16 protein-coding genes and 1 tRNA gene are annotated in these 18366 nt (G+C 74.0%); 6 read left to right on the top strand and 11 right to left on the bottom strand.

What is annotated here, in order from left to right:
• Window positions 1–85: 85 nt before the first annotated feature.
• Complete coding sequence (locus G1H19_RS13100; protein WP_328727512.1) at window positions 86–826, top strand: aspartate kinase; 741 nt, start codon at window positions 86–88, stop codon at window positions 824–826.
• A complete protein-coding gene (locus G1H19_RS13095; RefSeq protein ID WP_152729498.1) occupies window positions 823–1869 on the top strand; it encodes an aspartate-semialdehyde dehydrogenase in 1047 nt (348 codons plus the stop codon). The genes G1H19_RS13100 and G1H19_RS13095 overlap by 4 nt, the downstream gene beginning before the upstream one ends.
• 96 nt (window positions 1870–1965) lie before the next feature.
• Here G1H19_RS13095 and G1H19_RS13090 read toward each other — a convergent pair whose 3' ends face one another.
• The 5 genes from G1H19_RS13090 to G1H19_RS13070 all read right to left on the bottom strand — a co-directional run bounded on the left by G1H19_RS13090 (window position 1966) and on the right by G1H19_RS13070 (window position 7490).
• Entirely contained in the window at window positions 1966–3780 is a 1815-nt protein-coding gene (locus tag G1H19_RS13090) for a S9 family peptidase (protein WP_162392939.1), read from the bottom strand.
• A 4-nt stretch (window positions 3781–3784) separates the two neighbouring features.
• A complete protein-coding gene (locus G1H19_RS13085; RefSeq protein ID WP_152729499.1) occupies window positions 3785–4876 on the bottom strand; it encodes a hemolysin family protein in 1092 nt (363 codons plus the stop codon).
• Window positions 4873–6219, bottom strand: coding sequence for a hemolysin family protein (locus G1H19_RS13080; RefSeq protein WP_152729500.1), 1347 nt, complete (start codon window positions 6217–6219; stop codon window positions 4873–4875). The genes G1H19_RS13085 and G1H19_RS13080 overlap by 4 nt, the downstream gene beginning before the upstream one ends.
• Before the next feature lie 231 nt (window positions 6220–6450).
• Window positions 6451–6527: transfer RNA gene (locus G1H19_RS13075), tRNA-Pro, on the bottom strand.
• Between the two features lie 51 nt (window positions 6528–6578).
• Window positions 6579–7490 (bottom strand): metallophosphoesterase, encoded by a 912-nt coding sequence (locus tag G1H19_RS13070; protein WP_152729501.1) that lies wholly within the window; start codon window positions 7488–7490, stop codon window positions 6579–6581.
• A 347-nt stretch (window positions 7491–7837) separates the two neighbouring features.
• Here G1H19_RS13070 and G1H19_RS13065 point away from each other — a divergent pair, with 347 nt between their 5' ends.
• Window positions 7838–8290 carry a GatB/YqeY domain-containing protein gene (locus G1H19_RS13065; RefSeq protein ID WP_162392940.1) on the top strand — a complete coding sequence of 151 codons (453 nt, stop codon included), beginning with the start codon at window positions 7838–7840 and terminating at the stop codon, window positions 8288–8290.
• A 177-nt stretch (window positions 8291–8467) separates the two neighbouring features.
• Here G1H19_RS13065 and G1H19_RS13060 read toward each other — a convergent pair whose 3' ends face one another.
• The 4 genes from G1H19_RS13060 to G1H19_RS13045 all read right to left on the bottom strand — a co-directional run bounded on the left by G1H19_RS13060 (window position 8468) and on the right by G1H19_RS13045 (window position 15390).
• On the bottom strand, window positions 8468–10609 hold the full coding sequence (locus tag G1H19_RS13060; RefSeq protein ID WP_162392941.1) for a transglycosylase domain-containing protein: 2142 nt from the start codon (window positions 10607–10609) through the stop codon (window positions 8468–8470).
• A gap of 121 nt (window positions 10610–10730) precedes the next feature.
• Window positions 10731–13073, bottom strand: a complete 2343-nt coding sequence (locus G1H19_RS13055) for a penicillin-binding protein (RefSeq protein WP_152729502.1) — start codon at window positions 13071–13073, stop codon at window positions 10731–10733.
• A gap of 110 nt (window positions 13074–13183) precedes the next feature.
• A complete protein-coding gene (locus tag G1H19_RS13050; protein WP_235928117.1) occupies window positions 13184–14404 on the bottom strand; it encodes an ArsA family ATPase in 1221 nt (406 codons plus the stop codon).
• On the bottom strand, window positions 14401–15390 hold the full coding sequence (locus G1H19_RS13045; protein WP_162392942.1) for an ArsA-related P-loop ATPase: 990 nt from the start codon (window positions 15388–15390) through the stop codon (window positions 14401–14403). Before G1H19_RS13045 ends, G1H19_RS13050 begins: the two co-directional genes overlap by 4 nt.
• Before the next feature lie 161 nt (window positions 15391–15551).
• Here G1H19_RS13045 and G1H19_RS22630 point away from each other — a divergent pair, with 161 nt between their 5' ends.
• The 3 genes from G1H19_RS22630 to G1H19_RS13035 are packed head-to-tail and all read left to right on the top strand — an operon-like array spanning window position 15552 to window position 16986.
• Window positions 15552–15722, top strand: coding sequence for a hypothetical protein (locus G1H19_RS22630; protein ID WP_174278047.1), 171 nt, complete (start codon window positions 15552–15554; stop codon window positions 15720–15722).
• Window positions 15723–15724: 2 nt separating this feature from the next.
• Window positions 15725–16195, top strand: a complete 471-nt coding sequence (locus G1H19_RS13040) for a RidA family protein (protein ID WP_162392943.1) — start codon at window positions 15725–15727, stop codon at window positions 16193–16195.
• Complete coding sequence (locus G1H19_RS13035) at window positions 16192–16986, top strand: NUDIX hydrolase (RefSeq protein WP_162392944.1); 795 nt, start codon at window positions 16192–16194, stop codon at window positions 16984–16986. Before G1H19_RS13040 ends, G1H19_RS13035 begins: the two co-directional genes overlap by 4 nt.
• Before the next feature lie 180 nt (window positions 16987–17166).
• On the opposite strand, the gene G1H19_RS13030 is transcribed toward G1H19_RS13035, so the two are convergent.
• Entirely contained in the window at window positions 17167–17841 is a 675-nt protein-coding gene (locus tag G1H19_RS13030) for a Crp/Fnr family transcriptional regulator (RefSeq protein WP_162392945.1), read from the bottom strand.
• 162 nt (window positions 17842–18003) lie between these two features.
• Window positions 18004–18273: a hypothetical protein gene (locus G1H19_RS13025; protein ID WP_162392946.1), complete on the bottom strand. Its 270-nt coding sequence runs from the start codon at window positions 18271–18273 to the stop codon at window positions 18004–18006.
• Window positions 18274–18366: the final 93 nt, after the last annotated feature.

Raw genomic sequence — 18366 nt, 5'->3', positions numbered from 1 at the left:
AGGGCGTCAGCCAGGACACCAAGGACATCACCACGCTCGGTCGCGGTGGCTCGGACACCACGGCCGTCGCCGTGGCCTTTTTTACGTGGACGGCGTCTTCACCGCCGACCCGCGCATCGTCCCCAACGCCCGGCGCCTGGACACCGTCACCTACGAGGAGATGCTCGAGCTCGCCGCCTCGGGGGCGAAGGTGCTCATGCTCCGGTGCGTCGAGTACGCCCGCCGGTACGACATCCCGGTGCACGTCCGCAGCTCCTACTCCCAGCTCCCCGGCACCACGGTGACCGGCTCGATGGAGGACCTCACGGTGGAACAGGCCATCATCACCGGCGTCGCGCACGACCGCAGCGAAGGCAAGATCACCGTCTACGGGGTGCCCGACCGGCCCGGTGAGGCGGCGCAGATCTTCCGCGTTCTCGCCGACGCCGAGGTCAACATCGACATGATCGTGCAGAACGTGTCGGCCGAGGCCAGCAAGCTCGCCGACATCTCCTTCACCCTGCCGGTCAGCGACGGTCCGGTCGCCATCGCCGCGCTGGAGAAGGTGAAGCACACGGTCGGCTACACCGACGTCCGCTTCGACCAGCACATCGGCAAGGTCTCCCTCGTCGGCGCCGGGATGCGCAGTCACCCCGGCGTCTCGGCGAAGTTCTTCGGCGCGCTCGCCGACGCCGGCGTGAACCTGGACCTGATCAGCACCTCGGAGATCCGCATCTCCGTGGTGTGCAAGGACACCGACGTGGACGTCGCCGTCCGCGCGGTGCACGACGCCTTCGACCTCGGCTCCGACGTCGAGGCCGTCGTCTACGGAGGGACCGGACGATGACCACCCTGCGACCGCTGCACATCGGGATCGTCGGCGCGACCGGCCAGGTCGGTGCCGCGATGCGCTCGATCCTGGCCGAGCGCGACCTGCCGATCGCCTCGATCCGGTTCTTCGCCTCCGCCCGCTCCGCCGGCAGCACCCTGCCCTGGGGCGACGGCGAGATCACCGTGGAGGACGCCGCCACCGCCGACCCGGCCGGGCTGGACGTCGCCCTGTTCTCCGCAGGTGCGACCACGTCCCGGGCGCAGGCCGCGCGCTTCACCCGGGCCGGCGTCATCGTGATCGACAACAGCTCGGCGTTCCGCCGGGACCCGGAGATCCCGCTGGTCTGCAGCGAGGTCAACCCCGGCGACATCGCCAAGGCGCGCGGCGGGATCATCGCCAACCCGAACTGCACCACGATGGCCGCGATGCCGGTGCTCAAGCCGCTGCACGACGAGGCCGGGCTGGTGCGCATCGTGGCCAGCACCTACCAGGCCGTCTCCGGCTCGGGCATCGCCGGCGTGCAGGAGCTGCACGGCCAGGTGAAGGCCGTCGTCGACAAGGCCGACGAGCTGGCCTACGACGGCTCCGCGGTGACCTTCCCGGACCCGGTGAAGTACGTCGCGCCGATCGCCTTCAACGTGCTGCCGCTGGCCGGCTCTATCGTCGACGACGGCTCGTTCGAGACCGACGAGGAGCAGAAGCTCCGCAACGAGAGCCGCAAGATCCTCGGCATCCCCGACCTGCGCGTCTCCGGCACCTGCGTGCGCGTCCCGGTGTTCACCGGCCACTCGCTGTCGCTGAACGTCGAGTTCGAGCGCCCGATCAGCGTCGAGCGGGCCCGCGAGCTGCTGGCCGACGCACCCGGGGTGCAGCTGGTCGACGTGCCCACCCCGCTGCAGGCCGCGGGCAGGGACCCGTCCTACGTGGGCCGGATCCGCCAGGACGAGTCGGTCGAGGGCGGGCGCGGGCTGGTGCTGTTCGTCAGCAACGACAACCTGCGCAAGGGCGCCGCGCTGAACACCGTCCAGATCGCCGAGCTCATCGCCGCCCAGCCCTGATCCGCCGGCTCAGGGGAAGACTTCATCGCCGTGAAGCCTGGATCGCGGTCGGGCGCCCGACCGCGGTAGGAGGCTTCATGGCGATGAAGTCAGCGGTCAGGGGCGCACGTGGCGCAGGGCGAAGTCCAGGGCGCGCTCGACCTGGCGGATGGTCTCCTCGACCACCAGTGACCCGTGGCCGGCGTCGAAGCGGTAGACCTCGTGCTGCGCGCCCCGCTGCTCCAGGGCGGCGAGGTAGTTGTCGATCTGCCGGATGGGGCAGCGCGGGTCGTTGGCGCCGGCGACCACGAGCACCGGGGCGGTGACCTGGTCGACGTAGGTCAGCGGCGACGAGCGCACGTAGCGGTCACGCACCTCGTCCGGTGACCCGCCGAACAGCGCCCGGTCGTAGGCCCGCAGGCCCTCCATCTCGTCCTCGTAGGCGGCCAGGTAGTCCGCGACCGGCACCTCGGCGATGCCGGCGGCCCAGCGCTCGGGTTGGGTGCCGATCGCCAGCAGGGTGAGGAACCCGCCCCACGAGCCGCCGGTCACCAGCGCTCGGGCCGGGTCGACGACGCCCTCGGTGACCAGGGCGTCGTACACCGCGGCGACGTCCTCCAGCTCGGTGAGCCCGGGACGGCCGGTGAGCGCGTCGCGCCACTCGCTGCCGTAGCCGGTGGAGCCGCGGTAGTTGACGTGCACGACCGCGTAGCCGGCGTCCACGTAGGCGGCGCGGCGGGCGCGGTAGGAGTCGTCGTCGCACGCCTCGGGGCCGCCGTGCAGCAGGAACGCCGTGGCGTACGGGGCGTCCCCGGCCGGGCGCACCAGCAGGGCGTGCACGTCACCGCCGGGGCCGGGCACCCAGCGGTCCTCGACCGGGTGCGCGGGCGGCGGCGGCTCGCCGGGCGCGGTGAGCACGACCGCGCCGTCGGCCCGGCGGATGACCGGCGGGTGCTCCGAGGACGACCAGGCCAGCTCCACGGTGCCGTCCGGGCGGGCGGTCGCGCCGCGGACGACGCCCGGCGGGGTCTCCAGCTGCTCCAGGGTGCCGGTGGCCAGGTCGTAGCGGTACAGCTCGGACCGGGCGGCGTGGTCGTGGCCGAGCAGCAGCGCGCTGCCGTCGGGGTACCAGCCGCCGCTGACCTCGCCGGGCAGGTCGACGACGACCTCGGTCTCGGCACCGGACAGCACGTCCCAGATGAGCAGCTCCTCGCGACCGCGCCGCTCGTGGCTCACCAGCAGCCGGGCGTCGCCGGGCTCGGGGGCGAACTCCACGGCGTGCAGTCCGCGGCCCTCGCCGTCCCACTTGTCGGCGACCAGCCCGTCGTCCTCCGTGCGCAGCACCCGCAGCGCCGGGTAGCGGGGGTCGCCGTGCTCGGAGTGGCTGATCACCAGCAGGCTGCCGTCCCGGGACAGTGCGTCCACCGAGGCCGGCTCCGAGTGCCGGTAGACCACGCGGGGGGTGCCGCCGACCGGGGCCACCCACAGCTCGCTGCCGTCGTCGGTGGACCGGCCCAGGGCCACCACGGACGAGCCGATCTCCAGCCCGCCGGGGTAGGCGGGCTGCACCTCCGGCAGCGCGACCGTGTCCGGCCCGCCCTCGAAGGGCTGGGTCATCCAGACGCCGAACTCGTCGCCGTCGGTGTCAGCGAACCACCAGACGGTCGACCCGTCGGGGCTGAGCGTGGACACCAGGGTGCCGTTGGGCCGGTCGGTGACCTGGCGGTGGGTGCCGGTCGTGCGGTCCCAGGCGTACTGCTCGACGACGCCGGTCCGGTCGGAGGCGTAGACGTTGCGGTGCGGGGCGTCGACGGCCCACTCCGGCAGGCTGACCCGCGGGGCCCGGAAGCGGGCCTGCCAGCGGGCCGTGACCTCTGCCGGCAACGCCGGTGGCACCTCGGGGGACGGGGGGCTGGTGGGGGAGGCGGTCACCCGCTCATCTTCCCCCGGCGCCCGCGCCGGCCACCGGCTGCCCGCCGGGGCGCCCGGGCTCCGCGGCCGGGGTGACCGACGCGTCGCGCACGTCGCCGATGAGCTGGGTCAGCACGTCCTCCAGGGTCACCACGCCCAGCACCTCGCCGTCGTCGACGACCCGGCCCAGGTGCGTGCCGGCCCGGCGCATCGAGCGCAGCACCTCGGGCAGCGGGGTGTCCGGGTGCACCTCGACGAACTGCTCCACCATCTCCGGGGTCAGCGGCCGGTCCCGGGCGCCGGCGTCGAGCACGTCCTTGACGTGCACGTAGCCCGACCACCCGCCGTCCGGCCCGCACAGCGGGTAGCGGCTGTACCCGTGCTCGGCGACGGCGGCCTCCAGCTCCCGGGGCGTGATGTCGCGGGGCAGCGTCACCAGCGCGTCGGGGCGGATGAGCACCGAGCGGGCGTCGTGCTGCTCGAAGGTGAGCGCCCCGGTGGCCAGCTCGCTGACCTCGGTGCCGAGCAGGCCCTGCCGGCGCGACTGGGCGATCATCGAGCGGATCTCGCCGCCGTCGAAACTGGCGGCGACCTCGTCGGTCGGCTGCACGCCGAAGGCCCGCACGAAGGCGTTGGCGGTGGTGTTGAAGAACCAGATCAGCGGCTTCAGCAGCCGGACGACGGCGGCCATCGGCGGGCCGAGGGCGATCGCGGCGCGGTCCGGGCCGGCGATGGTGATGTTCTTGGGCACCATCTCCCCGAGCACCATGTGCAGCGTGGTCACGATGGCCAGGGCGATCACCAGCGCGACCGGGTGCAGCAGGCCCTCCGGTGCGCCCAGCGCCGCCAGCGGCTGCTCGATCAGGTGCGCGATCGCCGGCTCGCCGACCGCGCCCAGGCCGAGGGAGCACAGCGTGATGCCCAGCTGCGCGCCGGCCATCATCTGGGAGACGTTGCGCATCGCGGCCAGCGTCTTGCGGGCTCGCACCGACCCCGCCTCCGCGCGGGGCTCGATCTGGTCGACCCGGGCCGACACCAGGGCGAACTCGGCGGCGACGAAGAACGCGTTGCCCAGCAGCAGCGCCACGAGCACGAGCAGGCTGATCACGTCGCTCATGCCCGTGCCACCTCCCGCGACGCGGTGGCGCCGTTGCCCATGACCACGTCGCCGGAGCGGGGCTCGACGAGCACCCGGGACACCCGCCGTCCCTCGACGCCGTCGACGAGCAGCCGGTGCGTGCTCAGCTCGACCGCATCGCCCTCGGCCGGCAGCCGGCCCAGGCGCTCGGTCAGGAAGCCGGCGAGGGTCTCGTAGCGCCCCTCGGGCACGTCGACGCCGGTGCGCTCGCGCACCTCGTCCGGGCGCAGCAGCCCGGACACCAGCCAGCTGTCGCCGGGCAGCCGGCGCAGCTGCCGCAGCGGGCGGTCGGTCTCGTCGGCGATCTCACCGACCAGCTCCTCGACGATGTCCTCCAGCGTCACCACGCCGTGGGTGGCGCCCCACTCGTCGACCACGAGCGCCAGCTGCAGGTGCTGCTCGCGCAGCAGGTCCAGCAGCGGGTCCAGCCGCATCGAGGAGGGGACGGCGAGCACCGGCACGGCCAGCTCACCGGCGGTGCGGGTGTCCCGCTCGTCCTCCGGCACCGACACCGCCTGCTTGACGTGCACCACCCCGGTCACCTCGTCCAGGTCGTTGCCGTACACCGGGAACCGGGAGTTGCCGGACTGCACGGCCAGCGAGACGACGTCCCGGGCCGTGGCGCTGGACCGCAGCGTGTAGAGCCGGGTGCGCGGGGTCATGACGTCGGTGGCGAACTTGTCCCGCAGGCCCAGCGAGCGGTCCAGCAGCCGCGCGGCGACGGGGGAGAGGTCGCCCTCCTCGGCGGAGCGGCGGGCCACCGAGGCCAGCTCGCCGGCGCCGCGGGCACTGTCGAGCTCCTCCTTCGGCTCGAAGCCCAGCCGGCGGACGATCGCGTTGGCCAGCCCCTGCAGGCCGCGCAGCAGGACGCCGGTGGCCCGGGTGAACGCGTTCATCCCGGGCGCGACGAAGGTGGCGACGGCCAGCGGGTTGGCGATCGCCAGGTTCTTCGGGCCGAGCTCGCCGAGCCACATCTGCAGCACGGTGGCCAGCGCGATCGCCAGACCGACGGCCACCGCCCCCGACGAGGCCGCGGGCAGCCCCACGGCCTCCAGCGGTCCGCGGAGCAGCTCGCCGAGCGCTGGTTCGGCCAGGTAGCCGACCACCAGCGTGGTCAGCGTGATGCCCAGCTGGGCGGCGGACAGCTGCGTGGACAGCCCGGACAGCGCGGTGACCACCCGGTCGGCACCACGGTCGCCCTGCCGGGCGGCGTCCTCTGCCCGGCCGCGGTCGACCGTGGTGAGGGAGAACTCGGCTGCGACGAAGAAGCCGGTGAGTGCGGTGAGGAGCACGGCGGCGAGGAGGAGGAGCAGCTCGATCATCGGCGTCCAGGGTGCGCCCTGCGGGCCCGCGGCGCCCGCCGAGCCGCGGACGGGCGCACCGCCGCAGGTCGGCGCCCGGCAACGGCGGGCCCGGAACAGCTCGAGGCCCGTCGTTGCCGGCGGGCCCGGCGCGGGTGGTCGGGGTGGCGGGATGTGGACCTGGGGTCTCGCGGCGGTGGTCCGGTCCCGGAACGGCGCAGGGCCCGCCGTTGCCGGCGGGCCCTGCGCTGGTGGTCGGGGTGACAGGATTTGAACCTGCGGCCTCGTCGTCCCGAACGACGCGCGCTACCAAGCTGCGCCACACCCCGAGGTCCTCGGACAGCCTAGCGGACCGCCGTGGCGGTCCGGACGGCGGCTCCTCAGGCCGCCCGGGCGGTGAGCGTCAGCAGCGTGGCCTCAGGCGGGCAGGCGAAGCGCACCGGGGCGTACGGGCTGGTGCCGAGCCCGGCCGAGATGTGCAGCCAGGTGCCGGCGGGGTGCGCCGGGGTCGGCTCGGCCCACCGGTGCAGCCAGCGCACGCGGGCACGGTCGATGCCGCAGTTGGTCACCAGGGCCCCGTAGAACGGCACCCGCAGCTGCCCGCCGTGGGTGTGCCCGCACAGCAGCAGGTCGTGGCCGTCGGCGGCGAAGCGGTCGAGCACCCGCGGCTCCGGGGCGTGCACCAGCCCGATCCGCAGGTCGGCCGAGGCGTCGGCCGGTCCGGCGATCGCGTCGTAGCGGTCGAGCTTGAGGTGCGGATCGTCGACGCCGGCGAGGGTGATCCGCCGGTTGCCCACGACCAGCTCGCCGGTCGAGTTGGTGAGGTCGAGCCAGCCGCGCTCGACCATGCCGTCGCGCAGCGGCTCGAACGGCAGCCGGATGCCGTGCACGCGCTTGTGCTCCCGCTTGAAGTACTTCAGCGGGTTCTTGGGCCGCGGCGCGAAGTAGTCGTTGCTGGCCAGCACGAACGCGCCGGGCTTGTCCATCAGCGGGTCCAGGGCGCGCAGCGTCGGCGGGACGGCGTCCAGCGCGGCCAGGTTGTCCCCGGTGGTGATCACCAGGTCGGGGTCGAGCTCGGCCAGCCCGGCGATCCACCGCTGCTTCGAGTGCTGGCCGGGGGTCATGTGGATGTCGCTGATCTGCAGCACGGTCAGCGGCGCCGACCCGGGGGCCAGCACCGGGACGTCGACCCGGCGCAGCGTCCAGCGGGTGCGCTCGTAGAGGCTTGCGTAGGCCGTGACCGCCAGTCCGGTCGTGACGGCCGCCGTGGGCAGAGCGGTGTACCAGCGCATGCCCACCAGCCTAGGTCCCGCGCCCCCGCCGTCTCTGCGGGAGCGGCCGTCGTCCCGTGGGCCGTGCCGGCGCCCCCGGCCCTTTCCGCGGAAGTGGCCGTGGTCGGGGAGGCGGGCGTGCCGCCGGGAGCGGCCGTTCCCGCGAAAGTGGCCGTGGTCGGGGTGCGGGCGTGCCGCCGGGAGCGGCCGTTCCCGCGGAAGTGCCGTGGTCGGGGTGCGGGCGTGCCGCCGGGAGCGGCCGTTTCCGCGGAAGTGGCCGTGGTCGGGGTGCGGGCGTGCTGCCGGGAGCGGCCGTTTCCGCGGAAGTGGCCGGTGTGGTGGGGGCGGCACGTGCGAGGCTGGAGGGCGTGCCCGACCTCAAGGACCGTCTCCGCGCCGACCTGACCACCGCGATGAAGAGCCGCGACGAGCTGCGCACCGCCACGCTGCGCATGGTGCTCGCCGCCATCACCGCGGAGGAGGTGTCCGGCAAGGAGTCCCGCGAGCTGACCGACGAGCAGGTGCAGGCGGTCCTGCGCCGGGAGGCCAAGAAGCGCCGGGAGGCGGCCGAGGCCTTCGGGAGCGCCGGGCGCACCGAGTCCGCCGAGCGCGAGCAGGCCGAGGAGGCCGTGGTCGCCGGGTACCTGCCGGCCCAGCTCGAGGACAGCGACCTGGCCGCCCTGATCGCCGACGTGATCACCCAGACCGGTGCGGCCGGGATGAAGGACATGGGCCGGGTGATGGGCCCGGTGCAGGGCGCCGTCGCCGGCCGCGCCGACGGTGGCCGGGTCGCCGCCGAGGTCCGCCGCCAGCTCGGCTGACGCCACCCCCGGCCACTTCAGCGGGAAGGGCCCTGTTGTGCGGCCACTTCAGCGGGAAGGGCCCTGTTGTGCGGCCACTTCAGCGGGAAGGGCCCTGTTGTGCGGCCATTTCCGCGGGAAGGGCCCTGTTCTCCGGCCCCGGCGACGCTCGCGCGCGGGGACGGTCGGGGGCGTTGGTCAGTCGGACGGGGTGCTGGCCGGCTGCTGCGCGGCGGGCGCGGCGGGCGCGGCGGGCGCCGGGGCCTGGTAGCCGGGGCCGTGGCCCTTCGTGCCGGTCTCGACGGCCGGGTCGGCCGGGGGGAAGTCGTGGACGGGCCCGGCCTCGATGACCCGGGCCATGGCGTCGTGGAACACCTGGGCCGGGACGCCGCCGCCGACACCGCCGACCGCGTGCGGGTTCGCCGGGTCCGGGTCGAAGTACATGACGCCGACCGAGTAGTCGGGTGTGATGCCGGCGAAGGCCGCCGTCTTGTTGCCCTGCGTGGTGCCGGTCTTCCCGGCGACCTGGCGGCCGGGCACCGCGGCCTTGCGGCCGGTCCCGCCGGGACCCACGACGCCGGTCAGCATGTTCGCCAGGGTGTCGGCGACGCTGGGGGACAGGGCGCCGGGGTGGCAGGTGTCGCCGGTGGCCAGAGGTGTGCCGTCGGCGCCCACGGCCGGCCGGCCGCTGCCGTCCAGGACGGCGGTGACCGGGGTCGGGTCGCACTGGGTGCCGGAGGCGGCGATCGTGGCGTAGGCGTCGGCGAGGTCCAGTGGGCTGGTGGCCTCGGCGCCCAGGGTGAACGAGCCGCTCTGGTCGGCCTCCAGGGTGGCGACCGGGTGCTGGGTGACCGCGTCGTCGTAGTGCATGCCCATGGCCACCGAGGTCTCCAGCGGCCCGTCGATGCTGCCCAGCGCGTCCTCCAGCGCCACGAAGTAGGTGTTCGTCGACGCCACGAGAGCCGAGGTCATGTCGTAGGTGGGTGCGTACCCGGCGTCGTCGTTGTGCACGACGTAGGGGCCGTAGTGCCCCTTCGCGTCGTAGCCCTTGAAGACCGTGGAGGTGTACGGCTGCGGGGCCGTGATCGTGTAGTGCGCGCCGAACCCCCGGGACAGGGCGGCCGCGGCGGTGAAGGCCTTGTAGGTGGAGCCCGCGCCAGCCTGGGGGACGACGCCGTAGTCGACCGAGGTGCAGCCGTCGCCGGTGCAGCCGAACCGGCGGTTCACGCTCATCGCCAGCACGTGACCGGTGCCGGGCTGGACCACGTCGAGTGCCCCGACGAACCGTGAGCCCATCGGGATGTTCGCGGTCAGGCCCCGGTCGGTGGAGGCCTGCAGGTCCGGCTGCAGGGTCGTCTGCACGGTGTAGCCGCCGGTGTCCAGCTGGTCCTGGGTCATCCCCAGCGTGCCGAGCAGGTAGCTCTGCTCGTAGTCGCAGAAGAACGGCGCGGTGCTGGCGGCGGTGCAGCCCCGCGGCGGAGCGGCGCCCTCGACCACGGTGACCGGGGCGGCGGTGGTGCTCGCCAGGTCCTGGTCGCTGATGTGGCCGAGGTCGTGCATGCGCTGCAGCACCTCGTTGCGCCGGGTCGCCGCCTGGTCCGGATGGGTGATCGGGTCGTCGTCGGTGGGGCTCTGGACCAGGCCGGCGAGCACCGACGCCTGGGCCAGGTCCAGGTCGGCGGCGTCGACGGAGAAGAACCGCTGCGCGGCGGCCTGGATGCCGTAGGCGCCCTCGCCGAAGTACACCGTGTTCAGGTACCGGGTGAGGATCTCGTCCTTGGAGTAGTGCTGCTCCATCTCGATCGCCAGCCGGGCCTCCTCGACCTTGCGCGAGATGCCCGCGACGCCGTCCTGCTCGACGGCCGCCTCGCGCCCGGCGTCGGTGGTCGCCGTCTGCAGCAGGGTCTGCTTGACCAGCTGCTGGGTCAGCGTCGACCCGCCCTCCGCCACCCCGCCGGCGGCCACGTCGGTGGCCAGCGCCCGTGCCGTGCCGCGGACGTCGACCCCGCCGTGCTCGTAGAAGCGGGAGTCCTCGATGTCGACCAGGGCCTGCTCCATCACCGGCGCGATCCGGTCGGAGGTGACCGGCACCCGGTCCTTCGCGTAGAACTCGGTGATCAGCGACCCGTCGGCGGCGAGCACCCGGGTGGGCGCGTCGGGTGTCGGCTCGGTCAGCGCCGGCGGCAGCTCCACGGTGGACGACGCCGCGTCGCGGACGAGCAGACCGGAGCCGCCGACGACGGGCAGCAGCAGCCCGGCGACGAGTGCGCCGGCGACCACCACGGAGCCGGCCAGCAGGGCGAGGGCAGCAGGGCGCGAGCGTCGGCGGCGGGGGGTCACCTGTGCAGCGTTGGCGTCCCGGCTGACCGTCGGCTGGGAGGGACCTGCGGATTCCCCGGTCCGGTCCAGTCCAGTCCGGTCCGGTCCGGCCCGGTCCCGGTCGGTGGCCGGGTGGACCGGGTCAGTCCGGTATGCCGTCGCCGTTCGTGTCGACCTCCGGGGCGCCCCCGTCGGGCAGGGTCCCCGTGCCGGGCTCGGCCGTCTCGGACCCGGGCTCGGCCGTCGTCGGCTCGGAGTAGCCGGAGCCGTCGCTGGTCTGGATGGTGATCCGCTGCCCCGGGGTGACCGGGGAGCCGGCGGCGGGGCTGGTGCCGAGGAAGGTGCCGGCGGGCTGGTCGCTGCGGACGGCCTGGACGGAGCTGCCGAACCCGGCGTTCTGGATGGCCGTGGCACAGCTGGTGACCGAGGAGCAGCTGGGCACGGTCGGCCGGGTGCCGCGCTGGGTGGAGGCGTCGGCCTGCGCGAAGGGCACCGCGGGCTTGTCGGCCAGGTACGGCGCCATGGCGTCGTGCCAGATGGTGGCGGGCTTGTTGCCGCCGAAGCCGCCGACGTTCCTGGCGCTCTTGGGGTTGAACACCATCACGCTGGCGGTGACCTGCGGGGTCGAACCGATGAAGGTGGTCGAGACGTTGCCCTGGGTGGTGCCGGTCTTGCCGGCGACCTGGTGGCCGGGCACGGCGGCCCGGGTGGCGGTGCCGGCCGGGCTGGCCGTGTCGCCGATCATCATCTGGTTCATCGTCTTGGCGACGTTGGCCGGGACGGCCTCGGGGGTGCAGGCGTCCCCGGCCACGTACGGCGTGCCGTCGGGCTTGAGCGCCGGGTTGCCGGCGGCGTCGGTGATCGCGGTGACCGGGGTCGGCTCGCAGCGGGTGCCGTTGGCGGCGAGCGTGGAGTAGGCGCTGGCCAGGTCGAGCGGGCTGGTCGCGTCCGGGCCCAGGGTGAACGACCCGCGCTCGCCGTCGATGATGGTCTGGGCCGGCACCTGGTTGGCCCCGTCGAAGTGCATGCCCATCGCCTCGGCGGTGCGCACCGGCTTCTCCACGCTGCCCAGGGCGTCCATCAGGGCGACGAAGTAGGTGTTGGAGGAGCGCACCAGCGCGTCGGTCATGGTCAGCGTGCCGGGGTAGTTCTGCGAGGCGTTGGAGATGACGTACGGCGCCCCGCGGGTGCCGCCGTTCTTCTTGAACACCTTCGAGGTGTACGGCGAGGACGTGGTGATCGTGTAGTTCGACCCGAAGCCCTCGATCAGCGCGGCGGCCGCCACGAAGACCTTGAACGTCGAGCCGGCGCCCGCGGTGGGGACGACGTTGAGGTTGACCGACTCGCACTCGTACTCGGTGCAGCCGTAACGGCGGTTGACGCTCATCGCCTTGACGTGCCCGGTGCCGGGCTCGACGGCGGTGAACACGCCGGCCAGGTCGTTGCCACCGCTCATCGGCACCGTCTCGAGCACCGCGGCGTCACCCAGGGTCTGCAGCTGCGGGTCGATGGTGGTCTGGATGGTCCAGCCGCTGTTCTCCAGCTGGGTCTTGGTGATGCCCAGGTTCTGCACCAGGTACGTCTGCAGGTAGTCGCAGAAGTAGGCGCCGAGGGCTGCGTTGGCGCAGCCGTTCGGCGGCTTGGGGCCCTCCGCGACCGGGATCGGGGCGGCCGAGACGTCGGCCAGTTCCTGGTCGGTGATGTGGCCCAGGGTGTGCATCCGAGCCAGCACCTGGTTGCGGCGCTCGGTCGCCTTCTCCGGGTTGACCAGCGGGTCGTCCTGGCCCGGGCTCTGCACCAGGCCGGCCAGCACGGAGGCCTGGGCCAGGGTGAGGTCCTTGGCGTCCACGGAGAAGTACGTGCGGGCGGCGGCCTGGATGCCGTAGGCGCTGTGCCCGAAGTACACGATGTTCAGGTACCGGGTGAGGATCTCGTCCTTGGAGTACTTCTCCTCCAGGGCGAGCGCGAGCCGGGCCTCGCGCAGCTTGCGGCCGACGGTCTCGGCGTTGGCCGCGGCGGCCTCCTCGGGGGTCTCTGCGGTCTGCAGCAGGGTCTGCTTGACCAGCTGCTGGGTCAGCGTCGACCCACCCTCGGCGACCTCGCCGGCGGCGACGTTCTTGGCCAGCGCCCGCAGGGTGCCCTGCACGTCCAGGCCGTTGTGCTGCTCGAAGCGGGTGTCCTCGATGTCGACGAGGGCCTGCTTCATGACCGGCGCGATCTGCTCGGAGGAGACCGGCTGCCGGTTGTTCGAGTAGAACTCGGTCAGCAGCGAGCCGTCCGCGGCCAGCACCCGGGTGTTCCCGTTGGGGATCTGGTCGGTCAGCTCGACCGGCAGCGCGTCCAGCAGGTTCGCGGAGTTGCGGGCCACCAGGCCCGTCCCGCCGACCCAGGGCAGCATCAGCCCGGCGACCAGCGCCCCCGCCGCCACGATGGACGCGATCAGCTTGGCCAGTGCCAGGGAGCGGGAGTTGCGGTTCGTCGACATCGCAGGCCAACGTACCTGCTGGGGCTGGCACGGGCAGGGCCGTGACGAGGGACGCCGCGCTCCGCGCCCCACCGGTCGCACCCGCCCCTCGGACCCCTGCCGGGGTGCTCTCAGCGCGGGGGCAGCACCCGGGTCCGCGGGGTCGCCGACGTCGGGTCGTCGTCCGGGCCGGTGAGCACCGCGCCCATCGCGCGCAGGTCGTCCAGGTCGTGCACGTCGCCGGCGCTGGCCGGGACCGTGCGCACGCCGACCTCGGGGTGCGCGCTGGTGAACCGGTCGGCCAGCCGCTGCTCGCGACCGGCCAGTGCCATCCGCTCGGCGTGCACCCGCAGCGCGGCGGCTGCGAGCGCCGATCCCTCCCCGCCGGTCTCGGCCACCGCCTCGGCCGCGGCCTCCGCCCGGGTGGAGGACAGCAGCGTGGTCGCCGGCGGGTGCGTGCGGTTGAGCACCAGCCCGGCCAGCGGCATGCCCTCGGCCGACAGCCGGTCGACGAAGTACGACGCCTCGCGCAGCGCGTCCGGCTCCGGGACGGCGACGACGAGGAACGACGTGCCCGGCTGGCGCAGCAGCTCGTAGGTGGCGGTCGCCCGCTCCCGGAAGCCGCCGAACATGGTGTCCAGCGCCGCCACGAAGGCCGAGATGTCCCGCAGCAGCTGCCCGCCGAGGATCTTGCTGATGATCCGGCTGAACACCATGAAGCCCGCCCCGACCAGCCGCATCCCGGCCCGCCCACCGGCCCTCGCCGGCGCGGTGAGCAGCCGGATCATGGTGCCGTCGAGGAAGCGGCTCATCCGGCCCGGGGCGTCGAGGAAGTCCAGCGCCGACCGGGACGGCGGGGTGTCCACGATGATCAGGTCCCAGGTGTCGGCCGCCCGCAGCTGGCCGAGCTTCTCCATCGCCATGTACTCCTGCGTGCCGGCGAAGGAGGACGACAGGGTCTGGTAGAAGGGGTTCTCCAGGATGGTCTCGGCCCGCTCGGGGGTCGAGTGCGCCACGACGATGTCGTCGAAGGTGCGCTTCATGTCCAGCATCATCGCGTGCAGCTCGCCGGGGGAGCCGTTGTCCAGCCCGGGTAGGTGCACCCGGCGCGGCTCGTTGTCCAGCTCCTCCAGCCCCAGGCTCTGCGCCAGGCGCCGGGCCGGGTCGATGGTCAGCACGACCACCCGCCGGCCGGCCTCGGCGGCGGCCAGGGCGAGCGAGGCCGACGTGGTGGTCTTGCCGACGCCGCCGGCGCCGCAGCAGACGATGATCCGGGTGCCGGGGTCCGCGACGATCGCGCCGAGGTCCATCGCCGGTGCCTGACGGGTCACCCGGGGCTGCGGGCCGGTCACGAGACCTCACCCCGCAGGTGGTCCTCCAGGCGGTGGGACAGCTCGAACACGCTGCCCAGGTCCATCGGGCCGACCAGCATGGGCAGCTCCACGGTGGGCCGGCGCAGCTCCTCGACCCGGCTGCGGCAGGCGTCCTGCGACGCCCAGCGCCGGGCGTGCTCGACCACCTCGGCGGCGAGCCCGGCGGCCAGGTCCGGCCCGCCGCCGACCCCGGCGGCGGTCAGCGCCGGGAGGAGCTCGTCGGCGGTGAGCCGGCCCGCGGCGGCGCGCGCCAGCTCGCCGGCGGGCAGCAGCGGCTCGGTCGCCATGTTGACGATCACCGAGCCGACGGGCAGCCCCACCGACTCGAGGTCGGCGATGGCGTCGGCGGTCTCCTGCACGGGCATGTCCTCCAGCAGGGTGACCAGGTGCACGGCCGTCTGCGGGGACCGGAGCACGGCCATCACGCCCTCGCTCTGGGTCTTGATCGGGCCGGACCGGGTGAGCCCGGCCATCTCGCCGGTCACGTTGAGGAACCGGGTGATCCTGCCCGTGGGCGGGGCGTCGACGACGACGGCGTCGTAGGTGGGCCGGCCGTCGGTGCGGCGGGTGACGGCCTCCTTCACCTTGCCGGTGAGCAGCACGTCACGCAGCCCCGGGGCGATCGAGGTGGCGAAGTCGATGGCGCCCATCTTGCGCAGCGCGTACCCGGCGCGCTTGAGGTTGTAGAACATGTCCAGGTACTCGAGCAGCGCGGCCTCGATGTCGATGGCCAGCGCCCGCACCTCGCCGCCCCCGCGGGCGACGGCGACGCGGCGCTCCTCGTAGGGCAGCGGCGGGGTGTCGAACAGCTGCGCGATGCCCTGCCGGCCCTCCGTCTCGACGAGCAGGGTGCGCCTGCCGTCGGCGGCCAGCGCGAGGGCGAGGGCGGCCGCGACGGTGGTCTTGCCGGTCCCGCCCTTGCCGGTGACGACGTGGCACCGCACGGGTGACGGGGGCAGGCTCACCTGCGCCAGAGTACGTCGGTGGGCGATGGGCCCCGTGCGGCCGGCAGGGCGGGCCCGGAGGGTCCCCCTGCCGGCCGCCGACTGCTCCGCTCTCCCGAGTGGCTCCTGGTCGCGGTCGGAGCCCGCAGGGCGACGGTGTGCTCTGCGCTAGCGTCCCCTGCATGACTGAGCCGTCCCGCCGCACGTGGGAGTACGCGACCATCCCGCTGCTCATCCACAACACCAAGGCCATCCTCGACTCCTGGGGGGTCGACGGCTGGGAGCTGGTCACCGTGCTCCCGGGGGCCAACGGCGACCAGCTGGTCGCCTACCTCAAGCGCCCCACCAGCTGACCGTGGGCGCCTCCGCCACCGGCTGGCACGCCCGGCTGGCCGAGCTCGGACTCCGGCTGCCCCCGGTGGCCGCCCCGGTCGCGTCCTACGTGCCGGCCGTGCGCAGCGGCCAGCTGGTCTTCACCTCCGGTCAGCTGCCGTTCGTCGACGGCGGGCTGCGCCGCACCGGCAAGGTCGGCGGCTCGGTGGCCATCGAGGACGCCGCGGCCGACGCGAAGGTGTGCGCGCTCAACGGCCTGGCCGCGATCGACGCGCTCGTCGGCCTGGACGAGATCGCCCGGGTCGTCCGGGTGGTCGGCTACGTCGCCAGCGCCGAGGGCTTCACCGGCCAGCCGCGGGTCGTCAACGGCGCCAGCGAGATCCTCGGCCGCGTCTTCGGGCAGGCCGGGCAGCACGCCCGCAGCGCCGTCGGCGTCGCGGAGCTGCCGCTGGGTGCACCCGTCGAGGTCGAGCTCACCGTCGAACTGCGGTGACCGCGCCGCTGCGGCAGGCCGCGACCGTGCTGCTGGTCCGCGACGGCGAGCCCGGCCTGGAGGTCTACCTGCTGCGCCGGACGCAGGGCATGCCGTTCGCCGGGGGCATGACCGCCTACCCGGGCGGGGGCGTCGACCCCCGGGACGCCGACACCGACGTCGAGTGGGTGGGCCCCACCCCGGCCGACTGGGCCGTGGCGTGGGGCTGTGACGAGCGGACCGCCCGGCAGCTGGTCTGTGCCGCCGTCCGGGAGACGTTCGAGGAGGCCGGCGTGCTGCTGGCCGGGAGCACCGCCGGGGAGGTCGTCCCTGACGTGTCCGGTGCCGACTGGGAGGCCCAGCGCCAGGCGCTGCTGGCCCGGGAGACCAGCCTGGCCGAGCTGCTGGCCGGCCGTGGACTCGCGGTGCGCGCGGACCTGCTGCGCCCGTTCGCGCACTGGGTGACGCCGCCGGGGGAGCAGCCGCGGCGCTACGACACGAAGTTCTTCGCCGCTGCCATGCCCCTGGGGCAGGAGGCCCGCGACGTCTCCGGTGAGGCCGACGAGGCCGTCTGGACGACGCCCGCGGCCGCCCTGGCGGAGTACGAGGCAGGCACCCGGCCGATGTTGCCGCCGACGGTCCACACACTGGGCCAGGTCGGCTCCTTCGCCGACGTGGCCGCAGTGCTGGCCGGCTCGCCCCCGGAGCCGCTCGCGCCGATCATGCCGAGCTTCGCCGTCGAGCCCGACGGCTCCTGGGCCGTGCTGCCCGACGGCACCCGCATCCGGATGGTCGTGCCGCTGACGTCGTGATCGTGCCGGTCCGGAGCGGGGCCCGGAGGGTCCCCGACGGGTCGGCACGTCCCTCACGACCATGGGAGGGCCGAGGGGCGAGCGCCCTCCCCGAGGAGTGAGCAGCGTCGCTCGGCTCAGCGGGGGGACGGCACGTGGCCGCGGGGCGATCCGGAGGATCGCAGTGTCATCGCGCTCGGCTCACCTCGCGCGACGGCGCAGGCGCTCCTCGTCGAGGACGACGACCGACTTGCCCTGCAGCTGGATCCAGCCACGGTGCACGAAGTCGGCCAGGGCCTTGTTGACCGTCTCGCGGGAGGCGCCGACGAGCTGGGCCAGCTCCTCCTGGGTGAGGTCGTGCTTGACGCGCAGACCCTCGCCCTCGCGGCTGCCGAAGCGGTCGGCCATCTGCAGCAGGGCCTTGGCGACCCGGCCGGGCACGTCGGTGAAGATCAGGTCCGCGACCGAGTCGTTGGTGCGGCGCAGCCGGCGGGCCAGCACGCGCAGCAGTTGCTCGCCGATCTCCGGGTGGGCGGTGATCCACGGGCCGAGCATCGTGTTGGGCATCTTGGCCAGCCGCACGTCGGTCACCGCCGTGGCGGTCGCGGTGCGCGGGCCGGGGTCGAAGACCGACAGCTCCCCGAACTGGTCGGAGGGGCCCATCACGGCGAGCACGTTCTCCCGGCCGTCGGGCGCGCGCCGGGAGAGCTTGATCTTCCCGGAGAGCACGACGTAGAGGCTGTCACCCGGCTCGCCCTCGTTGAAGACCACGCGTCCCCGGGGGAGGTTGACCGTCTCCAGGCCACTGGCCACGGGCTCGGCGGCTTCCGCCGAGAGCCCCTGGAAGAGACCGGACTGGGCAAGGACCTCGTCCACCGCACACCCTCTCGCTGTTCCGTCACGGGGGCGTGGGCCTCCCGTCGTCACCGGTGAGTCTAGGGCCGCACCCTCCGTCCCAGGTGCACTGCGTCACCAAGGCACCCACTTGGGGGGACGCGTGCGGGGGAACCGCGGTGCCGCCGTGAGCAGCCGGAGGGCTCAGACGACGTCGATCTCGGGCTGCCGCTCGGCGGTCAGTGCCGCCGGTGCACCCGCGCCGCGACCACGTCGCCGGGCCCGCCAGCGCGCCATCGCCCTGCGGATCCCGGAGCTGGCCAGCGTGTCGACCTCGGCCGCGGTGGCGCTGCCCAGGAAGGCCTCCACCTCGCGCCCGGACGTCGGCCGGCGCAGCGGCTCCTCCACCCTTTCCATCACCAGCAGGAACGCGATGAGCATCGGGGGGAACAGGATCACGACGAGGGCGACCACGGACACCTCTTCCTGGACGCCCGCGGGAGCGGGGGCGTCCGGCACGGCAGGCGGGACGCCGGGGCTGACGTGTGTGCTGGCACCGAGTATGAC

Origin of the sequence: Goekera deserti (genome assembly GCF_010685995.1) — a bacterium.
Classification (GTDB): Bacteria; Actinomycetota; Actinomycetes; order Mycobacteriales; family Geodermatophilaceae; genus Goekera; species Goekera deserti.
The sequence above is the reverse complement of the archived record's forward strand: the minus strand, read 5'-3'. Positions and strand labels throughout refer to the sequence as shown.